Origin of the sequence: Sneathiella chinensis (assembly GCF_012720115.1) — a bacterium.
In the GTDB taxonomy this organism is placed as follows: Bacteria; Pseudomonadota; Alphaproteobacteria; order Sneathiellales; family Sneathiellaceae; genus Sneathiella; species Sneathiella chinensis.
This window is the reverse complement of sequence record NZ_VNWN01000002.1, coordinates 1,140,395-1,155,547: the sequence shown is the minus strand read 5'-3', so window position 1 is coordinate 1,155,547 and position 15,153 is coordinate 1,140,395. Positions and strand designations below refer to the sequence as shown.

The window sequence follows — 15,153 nt, the reverse complement described above, 5'->3', positions numbered from 1 at the left end:
GAAATGTTCTCATAAATAGGTTAGTCTGTTTTCTTGAGAAGGAGACAGATATGAAGCGGAGCCGTTTCAGCGAAGAGCAGATCATTGGCATTTTGAAAGAGCATCAGGCTGGATCTACAGCAGTTGAACTATGCAGGAAGCACGGTATCAGCGACGCGACTTTTTACAAGTGGCGTTCCAAATACGGCGGCCTGGAAGTGTCTGAAGCAAAGCGTCTTAAATCCCTTGAGGCCGAAAATGTCAAACTGAAGAAACTGCTGGCAGACCAAATGTTGGACAATGCCACTCTGAAGGAAATGCTTTCAAAAAACTTCTGAAGCCCGGTTCAAGGAGAAAAGCTGTGAATTGGGCTATGCAATCAAGAGGTTTGTCGCAGCGCCGTGCCTGTGATCTGGCGGGCATTGCGCCACGGGTATTCCGTTATCAATCGGTGCGTCCCGAAGAGGAGACTTTGCGTCAACGCCTGCGTGAGCTGGCCAATGAACGCAGAAGGTTTGGCTATCGCCGCCTGCATATCCTGCTCAAACGGGAAGGCTGGGAGGTCAACCATAAGAAGCTCTACCGCCTCTATGCAGAGGAGCGACTGACCGTACGCAAGCGTGGCGGTCGCAAGCGGGCACTGGGGACACGCTCACCTATGCTTCTGCCGGAAAGTGACAACCAGCGATGGTCACTGGATTTTGTCTCAGACACGTTGATGGATGGCAGGCGGTTCCGTGTGCTGTGTATCATAGATGACTATTCCAGAGAAAGTCTGGCAACGGTCGTGGACAATTCCCTGTCAGGCAGACGTGTTGCACGGGAGTTAGATCAACTTATAGAGTGTCGCGGAAGACCGGAAATGGTCGTCAGTGATAACGGAACCGAACTCACATCCAATGCCATTCTGTCATGGCAGCAGGAAACAGGCGTATCCTGGCATTATATAGCGCCGGGAAAACCCATGCAGAATGGCCTGGTCGAAAGCTTTAATGGTCGACTGAGGGATGAATGCCTGAATGAACATCTTTTCTGCAGCTACGATCATGCCAGAGAAATTATTAACAGATGGAGAAATGACTATAATCAGAACAGACCACATACGAGCCTGAACGGGCTTTCACCCCTTGAATTTATCAAACGATCCAGACAGGATCAGAACAATAACAGACCTAACTTATAAATAGGGACAGTTAGGGGGCAAGGTCACTACCCACTTAATCTGGACGCAAAGGGGGGGAAAGATGTCAGTAAAAAAGAAAGAAGGTTCTCTTACTGCTGAAGAAAAAAGAATTACAAAAGCTCTGTTGTCTCAGGGATGGAGAAACCAAGATATCCAAGACCTTATCAATAGAGGCAGAATTGCAACCATAAACAGTGCTCGTATCACAGAAGTCAAAAAAAACAACCAGATAAAATTAGCTAAACAAGATGAGGTCGAATTCTTTATCGCCAGGAAGAATGCTTTCGACCCCAATACCGGCCTAAATCTTTATGATCACGAACGGTTGATAAGATCTCGCGAAGCGATGATCCTTGCGGTGCATAGTTTCAATAGCCCGACTTTGAAATTCAAGACGGAGCAGTTTGCTGTACAGGCAAATATCGCGTGGACTTACTTGCTTCATGAGTACTTTTCTCGCAAAGGTGTGTCTATTACTGAAAAAGATGGACGCTCACTTCTTCTTTCCAAAATGATCCGCCGAAGAGACTCCCCTCTCTCAAAGGGAGTTACTAACAACATCCGAGATTTGATTGAAATAAGAGACACTGTTGAGCACAAACTACTTCGTCGATCTGATCAAAAATTCTTCGCCTTGTTTCAAGCTAACTGCCTAAACTTTGACAAGGTGCTATGTGAGCTATTTGGTCAGAAAGTATCTCTGCAAAACGAGCTGTCACTTGCATTGCAATTTGCAAAGCTAGACTTTCAGCAAGTTACTGATCTCCAAAAATTTGATATTCCAGAACATATTCAAACCTTAGATGCTCGCTTAAATCAAAGGCTGACAAATGAAGAGAAAATCGATCTAGAATATCAATTTAAGGTTATCTACACACTAGACAACGCTTCAAAAAGTAAAGCTCATTTTGAATTCATTCAACCAGGGTCTGAAGAAGGTAAACAAATCCAGAATGTATTGGAGAAGCGGGTAATCGGAGATGACTTATATCCTCATAAACCTGGGCAAGCGTGCAAATTTATAACTGAGAAATCTGGGCAAAAATTCACCTCACACAACCATACACAAGCATGGCACTTCTATAAGGTGAGGCCGACAAGCAAATCAAAGCAACCAGGAAACACAAACAAGGAATACTGTATCTATCACAGTTCACATGGTGATTATACCTACAACGATAAATGGATAGCTTTTGTTGCTGATGAGATTAAGTCGGAAGAAAAATTCAATGAGATAAAATCATTCAAGCTCAAATAACGGCTAAAGCTAAATTTATCCCAAGGACTATCACAGAAGATTAGGTGCCTAGATAGGCTACTCCAAGATTTCCATCCATGCAGTATACATTGGCCTCAACATTTCCATGCGGCAGCGTGCGGCATCCATGCGGCACATGCGCGCCAACACTCAAAAATATCAGGAAATATTTAATAGCATTAACAAAGACTTAGAGACATGAGCATTAAAACGACCAGAAACTAGGTCACATGCCGCACACATCGTTAAAATATTGATTTTATTAAGAAAATTGTGGTAGCGGAGGAGGGACTTGAACCCCCGACACGCGGATTATGATTCCGCTGCTCTAACCAACTGAGCTACTCCGCCCCAAGATATGAGGTGCGCCGCACTGGGCGTCTGGATGCCGGTTTTTAGGGTCTTTTCCCGGTCCTGTCAAGCAGGGAAATGAATAAAATTTACCGGGACGGGAAAGAGGCTAAATTCCCTTTTTCTTACAAAGACCCCATGGGCTTTGGGGCATTCCCCGCGCCTCTGGCCACGGGAATGTTTTGCGCTCGCTCACCCCTTCGATCGGTTTGTTCTGGTTGCTCGGAAAATCCGGTAGCACACGCCGTTCGTATAAATTTCACCATGGCCAGAACAAGGACATTCCCATGCATGACAGTACCGGCTTTTATTCAGCCCTGCCCGCCGTCAGCACATTCGCCTCTGTCACCGAGGAGGATCGATACACGCCCCTGCCCGACGACTGGCTGATAGTCCTGTCCGATATCAAAGGGTCCACCGCCGCCATTCGCAAGGGGGCCTACAAGACCGTCAACATGGTCGGTGCGGCCAGCATCATGAGCATCCTGAACATTTCAAGGGGCATTGATATCCCCTATGTTTTTGGCGGCGATGGCGGCACCCTCGCCATCCCGGCCGTCTTGCGGGCCGAGGCCGAGAAAGCCCTGATACAGGTCCGGGCGCTGGCGAGAAAGAGTTTCAGTCTGGACCTTCGTATCGGCATGATCCCGGTAACGGAAATTCGAAAAGCCGGTGTATCGGTCAAAGTCCTGAAATACGAGATAGGAGAGGGTCTTTTCCTTGGCATGTTTTCCGGCGGCGGCCTGATGGAGGCGGACCGCCTTCTCAAGCAGGACCATATAACGAACCCATACCGCATTCCGGACAACCGATCACCGGAAAGCCCGCCTGACCTTGAAGGGCTTTCCTGCAGGTGGGAACCCTTGCAGGCCCGAAATGGCCGCATGGTGAGCCTGCTGGTCAGCGCCCCCACCCATTCGCCCAAGGAAAAGGCGCGTATCTATGAGGATATCCTGACCATGCTTCGCGCGGCACTGGGGACAGAACCTGAAAAATACCGACCAACCAGCAATGACAACCTGCGCTTTCGCTGGCCGCCCCGCAGTTTATGGACAGAAGCCAAACTGACCGCCGGAAAGCACCCTGTGTTCCGGCGATGGTGCCGGTTGGCATTTCAGAGTTTCGTTCAGGTGTTTCTGGAAAAGACGGGGCGAAAAGCCGGCAATTACGACGCGCCCCTCTACCGGAAGGAATTACTGGCCAACACTGATTTCCGGCGCTTTGACGACATGATCCGGCTGGTCCTTGACTGCACACCGGAACAGATCACCAGCATCCGCCGATCCCTACAAAGCCGGCATGACCGGGGTGATATTGTCTTCGGCCTGCATGAAGCAGACTCAGCCCTGATGACGTGTCTGGTCTTCAATCTGGCCGAAGGGGCCCATCTGCATTTTGTGGATGGCAGCAACGGCGGTTTTGCCCTGGCCGCCGCCGAATTAAAACAGCAGTTGGCAGCCCGATTACAGGGTAATCGGGGCCTCGGTCCCGGCGATCCAGCCCCCGCCCAACAAGCGGTCTCCATCATACATGACGCAGGCCTGCCCCGGTGAGACACCGGCTTCCGGCTCGTCCAGATGCACCTCTGCCCAGTTGTCAGCGGCACCAAAAACGGTGGCCTTCATGGGCTCCTGCGTGGAGCGGACCTTGACCATGACCTCTGTGCCGTCCATGCCGAGGGGTTCATCCCCGATCCAGTTCATTTCACGCAAGGAAACACGCGAGACCAGCAGGGCTTCAGCGGGCCCGACGACAACCCGGTTCCGTTCCGGGTCAAGCCGCACCACATAGAGCGGGCTTCCCGTTGCAATCCCGAGGCCACGGCGCTGCCCAATGGTATAGTTGATGATGCCGGAATGACGCCCGAGAACAGTGCCATGAAGATCCACAATATCCCCTTCAACCCCGGCGCCAGGACGAATGCGTTCAATCACGCTGGCATAGTTGCCGTTCGGCACAAAGCAGATATCCTGACTTTCCGGCTTGGCCGCCACAGCCAGATTGTATTTGTCGGCCAGCGCGCGGGTTTCATCCTTGCTGAGCCCCCCCAGCGGGAAGCGAAGATAGTTTGCCTGTTCCTGCGTCGTTGCGAACAGGAAATAGCTCTGGTCCTTGATGCTGTTCTTACCGCGATAGAGACGGGCATTATCCAGCCCCCCTTCCCGGCGAATATAGTGCCCCGTCGCCAGCGCAACCGCGCCCAGATCCTCGGCTGTTTCAAGAAGATCGCGGAATTTCACGGTCTGGTTACAGCGCACGCAGGGAACCGGTGTCTCGCCGCGCAGGTAACTATCGGCGAACTCTTCCATGACGCTGTCCTTGAACCGGCTTTCATAGTCCAGAACATAATGGGGAATGCCAATGGCCTCGGCCACACGGCGGGCATCATGGATGTCCTGACCCGCGCAGCAGGCGCCCTTGCGCTGAACCGCAGCGCCATGATCGTAAAGTTGCAGGGTAATCCCTACAACGTCATATCCCTGATCCTTGAGGAGTGCGGCGGTTACCGAGCTGTCCACACCGCCAGACATGGCGACAACAACCCGGGTATCTTCCGGCGCAGCATCGAAGCCTAATGTATTCATGGCGCGCAATATAGTCACCAATTGTGCGGATGCAAGCCTTCTGAGCCTTTTTGCCCCCATCCGGTGACAAATAACCGCATCCGCCGCCTCATCAGCGCAGGAAGTTCAGCAGACTGGTCCGGTTTATCTGGCTAAGCACGTTATAGGACGCCTCAAGCGCGAAATTCATCTGGTTGAGATTCGTAATCGCCGTGGCGGAATCCACATCCTCGATACTGCTGATAAAGGTCTTGGTCTGATCAATCCGGGCGCCCAGCGCCGCCTGCGTCCCTTCAATGGTTTTCAGGTTGAGGCCGTTTTCACCGCGCACGGTCGCCACATCCCTGACCAGCTTTTCAAGATTGGCGATTTCACCGGTCAGGAATGCCTGATCGGACTGTGTCAGGGGCGTTGACATAGGACCGGCAGGCCCCACGGGAACCGGGGCCGTTGTCGGCAGAACGCCGTTTTGCCATTTCACGATCCGCTGCAAGGCTGTCATGATTTCCAGCCCCACCTCGTCGGCAAGGATCCCCACCTCGATCGAGCGGTCCTCGTCAATGCGCACAGAGGCTTTCAGGGAATTGTTGTCAAAGATATCCGTTGGCGGTTCTGCTGCTGTCAGCAAGTCATTGATATTGTCAATATTGACCGGCAGGGTGTCTTTCTTGGACCCGGCAAAAAGATACCCTTCGTTGGTCTGGCTGTTCAGAAAGCCGAGCGCGGCCTCGAACGCCCCCTCGATTGCCGCATCAAACCCGAGGGAAGTGGAGGAGTTGATCGCCCCCATCACCGCTTCCTTGATATCGGTGCCAGCGGCCTCAAGACCCGACAAGGCCTGATCATAACTGAACAGGCGGCTTTGAATGCGTCCGTTGTTGTCGCCATGCTGTTCCAGACGGGCCAGCAGACTCTTGGCGCCGGTAAGGCTGGTCGTATCCTGATGGATATCCTTGTAGAATTCCGCCACATGACCGGTGGTCACCTGCCGCTGGGCATCCGCTACTTTCCGCTGACTGTTCAGCATCTCCTGCAGCAGGGTCTGACTTTGGTGGAATGTTGAAATTCGGGTCATCTCATCTCTCCTCTACGGCACGCGTCAGGCAATATTCAGCAGGATATCGTACATATCCCGTGCGGTCGTAATGACCCGCGCTGCGGCGTTATAGGCATTCTGGTACACAATCAGGTTGGCCAGTTCCTCATCCATGTTCACACCGACCTTTTCCATCATCCGGGAGCTGAGCACACCGGTAAGGGCGGCCCGGTCCGACTGAAGGCTTTCCGCCCGTGCGGCGCCAAGGCCGGCATTGGCCAGAACCTGCGCTGCATATTCGGCAACCGTCACGGTGGAGCCGGTCAAGTTTCCGGCGGACTTGAAGGTATAAACGGCGGAACTGAGTGCCTGGAAATCAAGGGCACCCCGGTTATCGGCCAGCGTCAACGCAGGGCTTCCCGCAGGGTCCACATGCGCCAACGCCAATTTCATCGGATCGCCGACAATGTCATCCCGCACTGAAAAATTGACACCCATTTCGCTCGGGTATTTCAGGCCAATCCCGAACATGTCCGGGAAATTCATGCCCGTGGCGCCCCGGTCTGACGTGTCGTTCTTGACCAGAACCTTGTGGTTCTCGTACCCCAGCGCGTTCTTGATCTGCAATTCACCCTTGGCGTTCAGGGACGCAGTGGCATAGGGGCTGAGGTTGGTATTCAGTTCATTGAGAACATCCCCGACCGTGCCGCCAATGGCCCCGAAATCCACAGTGAAGTTTGAAACAACCTGTCCATCGGGTCCCCGGAACTCCAGTTCGGTGGTGCCGGTAAAGTTATGGGCATCCCCCACCCCGAGGCCGGTGGAAAAGGCGGTTTCAACCTCGGTTTCGATCAGGTCGTTCATCCCGAAGAAATGCGAAAACCCGCGTCCTCCCCGATCGGCCGGGGAAACGGCATCCTGCTCGATCCCGACGCCTGTGGCACCGCCCTGTGCACTCATCCCGAGAACCCCGTTGGTCAGGGTCAGGGTGCCAGCGCCAAGGGCTGCGTTCACCTCGTTCATGACATCGGTCATGGTCAGCGTCCCCGGATTGTCAAAATCAACGGTATAGGACGCGACAATTTCATTGTTGGCATCAAAGCTGTAGAAGGTCGCCTGCCCGGTGAAGCCGTGCGGCTCCCCGGCGACAACACCTGTATTCCGCCCTGTCATGGAGGCGGGCGGCGGAACCGATATATTGGCGTTGTGAATGGCGTTGAACTGCTCTGCGACGCCGCCTGCAAGCGCCCCGATCTGATCTGCAAGGGCGGGCAGTTCGATGTTGCGCATATCCAGCCAGCCCCGCAAGGAACCACTGGACAGTTCCGGATCAAGCGGCAGGCCGGTCGGCGCAACGGTTCCATGCACCTTGTCATAAAGGTTCAGGGTCACCTGCGAGAAGACAGTCTCGGATGTGACGGTCGCCGCTTCGTTGTAAACCAGTTGACGCGGTGTAAAATCCAGCAACTGCTGCCCCGCCTTGGTCACAATGGCCAGGGCCCCGTTACCTTGCGGATAGGTTTTCACATCCATGATCTTGGCGATTTCCATGATCGCCTGATCCCGCTGGTCCTCCAACTCTCCTGTCGGTTGCTCGCTGATATTGGCGGCAATAATTTCATCGTTCAGTTTCGACACCCGCAGGATCGCCTGATTGACCGTCTCAATATCGCCCTTGATCTTGCTGTCCGCCTCTTTCCGCAGATCCTGGATATGGGACTGCAGGCGGTTGGTTTCGATCCCGAAATTCTGTAGTTCGTTCAACGCGGCGGTACGGGATACGGTCAGGGTCGGATCGGCGGTCAGCGATGCGAACGAGGCATGAATACTGTCCAGCTTGCCGGTCAGCGATGTGTTCGCCGCCGGATCCCCCAGCAGGGATTGCAGCTTGATATGGATTTCGGACATGGCCTTATACTGTTCCGTATTGGCCGTGGACAGGCGCAGTTCCTTGAGGATGAACTGATCCGTAACCCGTCTGATATCCTCAATCTCGACACCGGCACCGACACCATGCAGCGCAACTGAGCCATAGTCGACAACCTTGCGGGCATATCCGTCCGTATGGACATTGGCGATATTGCTTGATGTAACATTCAGGGCCTTCTGGTGACTGAGCATCCCGGTCACACCGGCATTCATGATCGCATTCAAACTCATTTTGATGTCTCCTCAGCCAGACCCGCACGCTGTCCTTTCAAGGCAAAAATGTTCAGCCCACCCCCTGCACTTCCTGCTGCGAGGCAAAAAATACCTTGCGCCGACTGGGCCGAAAAAAAGGAATTAACAAATTGATTTACAACAACTTTCATCAAAACAATCCGTTTCTGGACTTGAACATGACAGCCGGCATTCACCGCGCCTTGCCCCTAACGTTGCAAGTATGATGCCAATCCTGAAAACGGGCTGTGAACACCCCCTCCTTATATAAGAGGAAAACCAAAACACCCCCGAGGCGGGGGCGGACAATATCTTCCCGGCAACATCCGTCCCGTTCAGGAAAAAAATGCCGCCATCCCGGAAGCCGGAAGACCGAAAAAACCAGACAGAAACAATTAAACGACTGATTTTAAACAGAATTTATTTTGACGGAAAACTGGCCCGGCCTTTGCATATATGAAGGCAACACGCTGTCCCGGACAGCAGCAATACAGAGTTTAGGGTCAAGCCAATGGATGTATCACAGGTAAATAGCAATAACGGGTTTCCCTTCTCCCGAGGTCATGGCTATGCCGACACGGGGGCAGAGGATTTTGCCCGCTACCTTGATCGACAGGACGCCGCAGCGGAGGCCGCCCGGTCCGCGCGCGAGAAAGATCACAGTCAGTCTATTGACGACCGAAACGCGGAACGGGACGAGGACAGGAACCGGGATGAAACGGTTTCGCACACCGCCCATACCGCCGCAACACCGGTACCGGATGAAACACCCGCTGCCGCAATGACAGCGGACACAGCGACGGCCCCGGCTTCCGCTCAAGGAGAAGGGGAAGCAACGTCCCCGACCACAACGCCCCCTGCCGACGGTACGGAACAAGCCACCGCCCCGCAAAAAGGCAAGACCGGCCCGGTTGGCCCTGCCGGACAGGGCCTGCCGGAAACGGCCAGCCCCATTGCGCAGGCAGCAACAGCCGCAGCCCATGGCAAAACCCAGACAGAAGCCTCAACCGCGGCACCATCCGCCAATGCCTCCGAAGTGGCCAAGGCTGTGCATGCGGCAAAGGCCACACCGGGACAGACCAGCCCGCAAGCGGATCCGGCCGCCACCCAGACCGCATCCGCGGCGGTTGATGCAGCGACCAAAAAGGACCCCCAAACCCGACCGGCAGAATTGACAGCGAAACCGGCCCCCAACGGCGGCGCACTGGAAGCCCTGCGCTCTGCGGAAGCGAGCAGCATGAGCGAGAAGGATATTCTGTCCAGCAAGATCGCGGAAATGCTCCAGCACGGAAAAGGGAAAATCTCTCTGGCTGCTGCCGGGACTAAAACCGGCGCCAACGGCGCAGCCCCGTCCCTGATTAGCGGCAACACCGCCATTCAGGCCGGAACGCTGGGCCAGACCACCGGGCAAGGCACCCCTGCCACCCCCCAGAATATGAACAGCACCGCCCTTGGCACCGTGACCGATACGGTGAAACAGGCGGAACCGCCCTTTGCGATCCAGCAGTCTGGCCAGGCAGCCCCCATTGTTGGCACCGGCACGGCTGAACTGCCCCAGACCACCAATGTGAATGTTCCCTCTGCGGCGGTACAGGGTGTTGAGGCAAGCACCGCCAACTCTGCCAGCCAGTCCGGCAATGCTGCCCGCCTGGCCGCCCAGTTCGGCACCCCTGCCGATCAGGTCTCCCAGCAGGTGTCGCAGGCCGTAAAGGAAGGAAATGACCGGATCAAGATCCAGCTTAACCCGTCCGAGCTTGGCCGCGTGGATGTGAAGCTGGAACTGGGGCATGACGGACGGGTAATGGCGACCATCGCTGCCGACAACCAGCAAAGCCTGGACCTGTTACAACAGGATTCCAAAACACTGGAACGGGCCCTTCAGGCCGCCGGGTTCGATACGGACTCAAACAGCCTGAATTTCAGCCTGAACAGCCAGAATGAAGGCATGGCAGAGCGTCAGCAGGGCCCGGCGAATACGGCCTCAGGCCCGGATACAGCCGAGCCTGAGGAAGAGCCCCTTCAGGCACAAAGCCAGCACATGATTGACGGCGACGGCAATCTGGACATTCAGGTTTAACAGACAGGCGCCAGCGCGAGGATTACAGCATGAATATCGATCAGGCGAATGCCCAATATTACAATCCGAATTCCGAAGCGAACCAGTCAGCAGTCAATCTGGCCGACAACTTCGACGACTTCCTGACCCTGCTGACGACGCAGCTGGCAAATCAGGACCCGCTCAGCCCGACGGATACCACCGAGTTCACGAACCAGCTGGTTTCCTTCACGCAAGTAGAGCAATCCATTGCCACGAACCAGAACCTTGAGGCCCTGATCCAGTTGCAGTCCATCACCCAGCAGAATAACGAGGCAACCATCCTCATTTCCTATCTTGGGCGCGAAATCGGATCGAACCTGAATATCAGCAGCCTGAAAGACGGGGAAGCCTCATGGAACCTGGACTTCGGCGCAGCCGCCGATGAAGTGACCTATGAAATCTATGATGATCGCGGCAACAAGGTCTATTCCCTGACCGACAGCGATACCACATCGGCCGGTGAGCAGGTGTTCTCATGGGATGGCACCCTGAACAGCGGCGGTCAGGCCCCCGAAGGGACCTATTATCTGGTTGCGACCGCCACCACGGATGGTGGCAGTGAAGTCGATGTCAGCTTCAACTTCCGGGGACTTGCCACCAGCGTTGAAACTGTCAACGGCCAGCCGGTCCTGATGGTCGACGGCCTGCCAATCGGACTGGGCAATATTACGTCAGTCCATACAACTGACACAGGGAATGACGCGGCCTAACAGCCGATAAACGACTTTCACGTCGCCACAGGACGGGCGACTGATTTACTGAGGAGTGTTAAGAATGAGTCTTACAGCAGCAATGTTCTCAGGCGTATCCGGATTGGCCGCCCAATCCATGTCCATGGGTATGATCTCTGACAATATTTCCAATGCCAATACCATTGGATACAAGGACACCCGTGCGGTTTTCTCCACACTTGTGACGGAAGCCGCCACCGATACAACCTATTCCCCCGGCGGTGTGATTGTTCATCCGTCCATGCGGGTCGACCGGCAGGGCCTGATCACGGCGTCCTCCACCGGCACGCATATGGCCATTGCCGGAAACGGTTTCTTTGTCGCACACACTCTGTCCGACCCGGCCGGGACCGGCGGCAACTACGTCTTCACACGGGCCGGCACCTTCGAGCCGGACGCACAGGGACGCCTTCGCAACGCCCAAGGATATTTCCTGCAAGGCTGGAAAGTGGATGTGAACGGTAACATCCCGACCAATCAGTCCGACCTTGCTGCCCTGCAACCGGTCAATATTTCCGGCCTGACCGGTAACGCCGAGGCAACCTCGACCATCGAGCTGAAAGCCAATCTGGAGAAATCACAAACGTCCTTTGGTGCCGGTTATGTTCCCGGCGACATGGCCAACGGAACAACCACGCCCCACTTCGTCCGATCTTTCCAGATTTATGACAGTGTCGGTGACGCCCATGCCCTGACCTTCAACTACCTGAAGACCGGGACCGGCGCGAACCCGAACGAATGGACACTGGAAATCACCGCCGATGTGGACGGGGATGGGAACGAGGATGTTCTGTCCACGGAAGTGGTCGCCTTCAATGCCGACGGAACACTGGACCTGTCTTCTGGTGCCACTACCCAGACCAACAACATCACCATTCCGTGGGCAGCAAGCCTTGGCATTGAAAGCCCGCAGAACATCACCCTGAATTTCGGTTCTGACGATCAGTCCGACGGCTTCACCCACTTTGCCGGGATCTCCGAAATGGTGTCTTCCGACATCAACGGTGCCCTGTTCGGGGCCTTCGACAGTGTTCATATTGACGAAGAAGGCAACGTGATCGCCAAATTCGACAACGGTACGTCGAAACATATCTACAAGATTCCGATCGCCACCTTCCCCAACCCCAATGAATTGAACAATCTGTCTGGCAACGCCTTCGACGAAACGCCGGAGTCCGGACCTTTCTCTCTCAGGGAAGCAACCCTTGGGGGATCCGGTAGGATCATTTCATCGGCGACGGAAGCCTCCACCGTGGATATCGCCGAGGAATTCACCAAGATGATTGTCACCCAACGATCCTATTCTGCTGCCAGTAAAATCATCACCACCGCAGATGAAATGTTGGAGGAACTTATTCGGATCAAACGATAATTCTTCCTCTTTCGAATAACACTCTTCAGTCCCGGGGCCGAAATCACCGATTTCGGCCCCATTGCATAAAATTAACCATTCTCTTTAGGGGTTTGTTAAATCGCACCCGCTAGCATCTCTCTCAACCAAACAGAGTGAAGCGCGGAACGAGGTAGCGACGAAATGCAGTCCCACACTGACAGCAGTGTCAATCAGATCATCGGATTGGATGGGAAACCCATGACAATCAATGACCTGCCGCCCAAGGACACGAAACGCTGGGTCATTCGCCGCAAGGCCGAAGTGGTCGCCGCGGTGCGGGGTGGACTGATTACACTGGATGACGCCTGCAGACGATACAAGCTGTCCGTCGAGGAATACCTGTCCTGGCAGAAAGCCATCGACAAGCATGGTCTGCCCGGCCTCAGGGCCACCCGCCTCCAGCAATACCGTCCGCCCGGACTTCAGGTCGGCAGGGATTAACACTTTTCCGCTAGCCAACGGCCACCAGCGCCTGTTTTATCTCCAAAATCAAACATACCCCTTAAAACACATCAACTTTCTGACAATAAAAACAACCACTTAAAGTCAGTCGGAATTTTTTTCCCACCGACCCGGCAAATATTGCCGGGCATTAACCTTCTGTTTATCTCAACGGGCTAGATTCGGGATCGTACGAAAGTATGTTGGAACCGAATTATGTTTATAGGTGCCCGTAGTGAACAGTCTTAGTCAGCTACTTCAAAGTCTCGGAACAGTAAGGCTCGCCATACTGGGAGGCGTCGCAGTAGGCCTGCTCGCCTTGATCATGTTCATGGCGACACGGATCAGCAGCCCCGACTACGCCCTGCTTTACGGCAATATGGAACCAGAAGATTCCGGCGCGGTTGTGAAGCGGTTGGAGGGTATGAACGTTCCCTTCGAACTTCGCAACAATGGACGCGACGTTCTTGTTCCCGGAAGTCAGGTTGCCCGCCTGCGTCTGGACATGGCACAGGAAGGCCTGCCCAATGGCGGTTCTGTCGGGTATGAGATTTTTGACAGTTCCGACACCTTCGGCACCACCAATTTCGTCCAGAATGTCAATCTGGTTCGCGCCCTTGAAGGCGAACTGGCCCGGACTATCCGGGCCCTGAACAATGTTGCTGCCGCCCGTGTTCATCTGGTCCTGCCCAAGCGCGAGGTTTTCAGCCGCGACAAGCGCGAGGCCAGTGCCTCCATCGTACTGAAACTGAAAGGCCGCAGCCACCTGATGGAAGATCAGGTCGCCGCGATCCAGCATCTTGCAGCGGCGGCGGTTCCCTCGCTGGACCCGAACCGGATCTCCATCGTGGATGAAAAAGGCAACCTGCTGGCCCGCGGGGATGGCAAGGAAGACCTTGGTAAAGGGGTCAGCAGTGTTTCCGATCACATGCGCCTGACCTATGAAAGCCGCCTGAAGGAACGGATCGAGGAATTGCTGGAACGGTCCCTCGGTCAGGGGAATGTTCGGGCGGAAGTCAGTGCCCTGATGGATTTTGACCAGAAAACAATCCAGTCAGAGGTCTATGACCCGGACAGTCAGGTTGTCCGCTCCACCCAGACCGTCGAAGAACAAAGCGCATCCAGTGACGGCACCAATGACGGCACCGTCACCGTTGGCAACAACCTGCCCGAGGCAGAAGCCGCAGGTGCCAACACCTCACTCAGCGAAAGCACGGCAAACCGCATCGAGGAAACCGTCAACTTTGAAATTTCCAAGACCGTGACGACACAGGTCCGCGAAAGCGGCCTGATCCAGCGGTTGACCGTTGCCGTTCTGGTCAACGGACGCGCCGCACTGGATGCGGACGGCAACCGGGTTTATGAGCCGCTGGACCAGCAGGCCCTGGAACAGATGAGCCGTCTGGTCAAATCCGCCATCGGCTTTGATGAGGATCGCGGGGATTTTGTTGAAGTCATCAACATGCCCTTTGTCGATATCGCCCCTGAGCCCATCGCGGTGGACCCTGCCACACAGGAGATCTTCCTTGGGCTGAACAAAAACGACCTGTTCAAGGTCGGTGAAATGGCTGTCCTTGCCATCGTGGCGATCCTTGCCCTGCTGCTGGTGGTACGCCCGCTTCTCACCCGTGCCCTCAATGTTGATACGGCGGCCGATGCACTGGCCGGTCCGGCGGCTGCCGGGGCACTGGCCGGGGCGGTTCCCGGCGGCGGCATGACGGCCCTGCCGCCCGGCGAGATGGGCGCAGGCGGCACCGGTGACGGTGGCAACAGCCTGGAATCCCGCGGCGGCATACATTCCGAAACCCTGACGGAACTGGATGAAATGATCGATATTGCCAAGGTGGAAGGCCAGGTTAAGTCCTCCGCCCTTGCCAAGGTCGGGGAAATTGTCGAGAAACACCCGGATGAAGCGGTCGCCATTCTGCGCAACTGGCTCTACCACGAAAACTGATTGGG

The 15,153-nt window shown here is 55.0% G+C and carries 12 protein-coding genes and 1 tRNA gene; 8 read left to right on the top strand and 5 right to left on the bottom strand.

The window, feature by feature from the left end:
• Positions 1-50 precede the first annotated feature (50 nt).
• Together FQB27_RS05465 and FQB27_RS05460 are read left to right on the top strand one after the other, a co-directional pair.
• Positions 51-1,162 (top strand): IS3 family transposase gene (locus tag FQB27_RS05465; RefSeq protein WP_169559824.1). Its coding sequence is split into 2 segments (ribosomal slippage): positions 51-303 and positions 303-1,162, totalling 1,113 coding nucleotides; the frame shifts between segments, so codons are not numbered across the junction.
• A gap of 61 nt (positions 1,163-1,223) precedes the next feature.
• Positions 1,224-2,420 carry a DUF3644 domain-containing protein gene (locus FQB27_RS05460; RefSeq protein WP_169559823.1) on the top strand — a complete coding sequence of 399 codons (1,197 nt, stop codon included), beginning with the start codon at positions 1,224-1,226 and terminating at the stop codon, positions 2,418-2,420.
• A 274-nt stretch (positions 2,421-2,694) separates the two neighbouring features.
• Here FQB27_RS05460 and FQB27_RS05455 read toward each other — a convergent pair.
• A tRNA-Met gene (locus FQB27_RS05455) sits at positions 2,695-2,771 on the bottom strand.
• 287 nt (positions 2,772-3,058) lie between these two features.
• On the opposite strand from FQB27_RS05455, the gene FQB27_RS05450 reads away from it, so the two are divergent.
• Complete coding sequence (locus tag FQB27_RS05450; protein ID WP_169559822.1) at positions 3,059-4,324, top strand: DUF3095 domain-containing protein; 1,266 nt, start codon at positions 3,059-3,061, stop codon at positions 4,322-4,324.
• On the opposite strand, the gene mnmA is transcribed toward FQB27_RS05450, so the two are convergent.
• From mnmA to FQB27_RS05430, 4 genes are all read right to left on the bottom strand, one after another.
• Entirely contained in the window at positions 4,235-5,356 is a 1,122-nt protein-coding gene (mnmA, locus tag FQB27_RS05445; protein WP_169559821.1) for a tRNA 2-thiouridine(34) synthase MnmA, read from the bottom strand. The genes FQB27_RS05450 and mnmA overlap by 90 nt on opposite strands.
• Positions 5,357-5,447: 91 nt before the next feature.
• Entirely contained in the window at positions 5,448-6,410 is a 963-nt protein-coding gene (locus tag FQB27_RS05440) for a flagellin (protein ID WP_169559820.1), read from the bottom strand.
• Positions 6,411-6,434: 24 nt separating this feature from the next.
• A complete protein-coding gene (flgK, locus tag FQB27_RS05435; RefSeq protein ID WP_169559819.1) occupies positions 6,435-8,531 on the bottom strand; it encodes a flagellar hook-associated protein FlgK in 2,097 nt (698 codons plus the stop codon).
• The gene (locus FQB27_RS05430; protein ID WP_169559818.1) at positions 8,528-8,683 is read right to left on the bottom strand and encodes a hypothetical protein; all 156 of its coding nucleotides are present in this window, start codon (positions 8,681-8,683) and stop codon (positions 8,528-8,530) included. Before FQB27_RS05430 ends, flgK begins: the two co-directional genes overlap by 4 nt.
• 359 nt (positions 8,684-9,042) lie before the next feature.
• Here FQB27_RS05430 and FQB27_RS05425 point away from each other — a divergent pair, with 359 nt between their 5' ends.
• From FQB27_RS05425 to fliF, 5 genes are all read left to right on the top strand, one after another.
• Complete coding sequence (locus FQB27_RS05425; RefSeq protein WP_169559817.1) at positions 9,043-10,608, top strand: flagellar hook-length control protein FliK; 1,566 nt, start codon at positions 9,043-9,045, stop codon at positions 10,606-10,608.
• Positions 10,609-10,637: 29 nt separating this feature from the next.
• Positions 10,638-11,339, top strand: a complete 702-nt coding sequence (locus FQB27_RS05420) for a flagellar hook assembly protein FlgD (RefSeq protein WP_169559816.1) — start codon at positions 10,638-10,640, stop codon at positions 11,337-11,339.
• Positions 11,340-11,403: 64 nt separating this feature from the next.
• Positions 11,404-12,732, top strand: coding sequence for a flagellar hook protein FlgE (locus tag FQB27_RS05415; RefSeq protein ID WP_169559815.1), 1,329 nt, complete (start codon positions 11,404-11,406; stop codon positions 12,730-12,732).
• A 162-nt stretch (positions 12,733-12,894) separates the two neighbouring features.
• The gene (gene sciP / locus FQB27_RS05410; RefSeq protein WP_169559814.1) at positions 12,895-13,194 is read left to right on the top strand and encodes a CtrA inhibitor SciP; all 300 of its coding nucleotides are present in this window, start codon (positions 12,895-12,897) and stop codon (positions 13,192-13,194) included.
• A 226-nt stretch (positions 13,195-13,420) separates the two neighbouring features.
• Positions 13,421-15,148, top strand: coding sequence for a flagellar basal-body MS-ring/collar protein FliF (gene fliF, locus FQB27_RS05405; protein ID WP_338090285.1), 1,728 nt, complete (start codon positions 13,421-13,423; stop codon positions 15,146-15,148).
• Positions 15,149-15,153 lie beyond the last annotated feature (5 nt).

Bases quoted from the DNA above. Each gene is read 5' to 3' on its own strand.
- FQB27_RS05460 (WP_169559823.1), top strand. From the start codon at position 1,224: ATGTCAGTAAAAAAGAAAGAAGGTTCTCTTACTGCTGAAGAAAAAAGA.
- FQB27_RS05450 (WP_169559822.1), top strand. From the start codon at position 3,059: ATGCATGACAGTACCGGCTTTTATTCAGCCCTGCCCGCCGTCAGCACA.
- mnmA (WP_169559821.1), bottom strand. From the start codon at position 5,356: ATGAATACATTAGGCTTCGATGCTGCGCCGGAAGATACCCGGGTTGTT.
- FQB27_RS05440 (WP_169559820.1), bottom strand. From the start codon at position 6,410: ATGACCCGAATTTCAACATTCCACCAAAGTCAGACCCTGCTGCAGGAG.
- flgK (WP_169559819.1), bottom strand. From the start codon at position 8,531: ATGAGTTTGAATGCGATCATGAATGCCGGTGTGACCGGGATGCTCAGT.
- FQB27_RS05430 (WP_169559818.1), bottom strand. From the start codon at position 8,683: ATGAAAGTTGTTGTAAATCAATTTGTTAATTCCTTTTTTTCGGCCCAG.
- FQB27_RS05425 (WP_169559817.1), top strand. From the start codon at position 9,043: ATGGATGTATCACAGGTAAATAGCAATAACGGGTTTCCCTTCTCCCGA.
- FQB27_RS05420 (WP_169559816.1), top strand. From the start codon at position 10,638: ATGAATATCGATCAGGCGAATGCCCAATATTACAATCCGAATTCCGAA.
- FQB27_RS05415 (WP_169559815.1), top strand. From the start codon at position 11,404: ATGAGTCTTACAGCAGCAATGTTCTCAGGCGTATCCGGATTGGCCGCC.
- sciP (WP_169559814.1), top strand. From the start codon at position 12,895: ATGCAGTCCCACACTGACAGCAGTGTCAATCAGATCATCGGATTGGAT.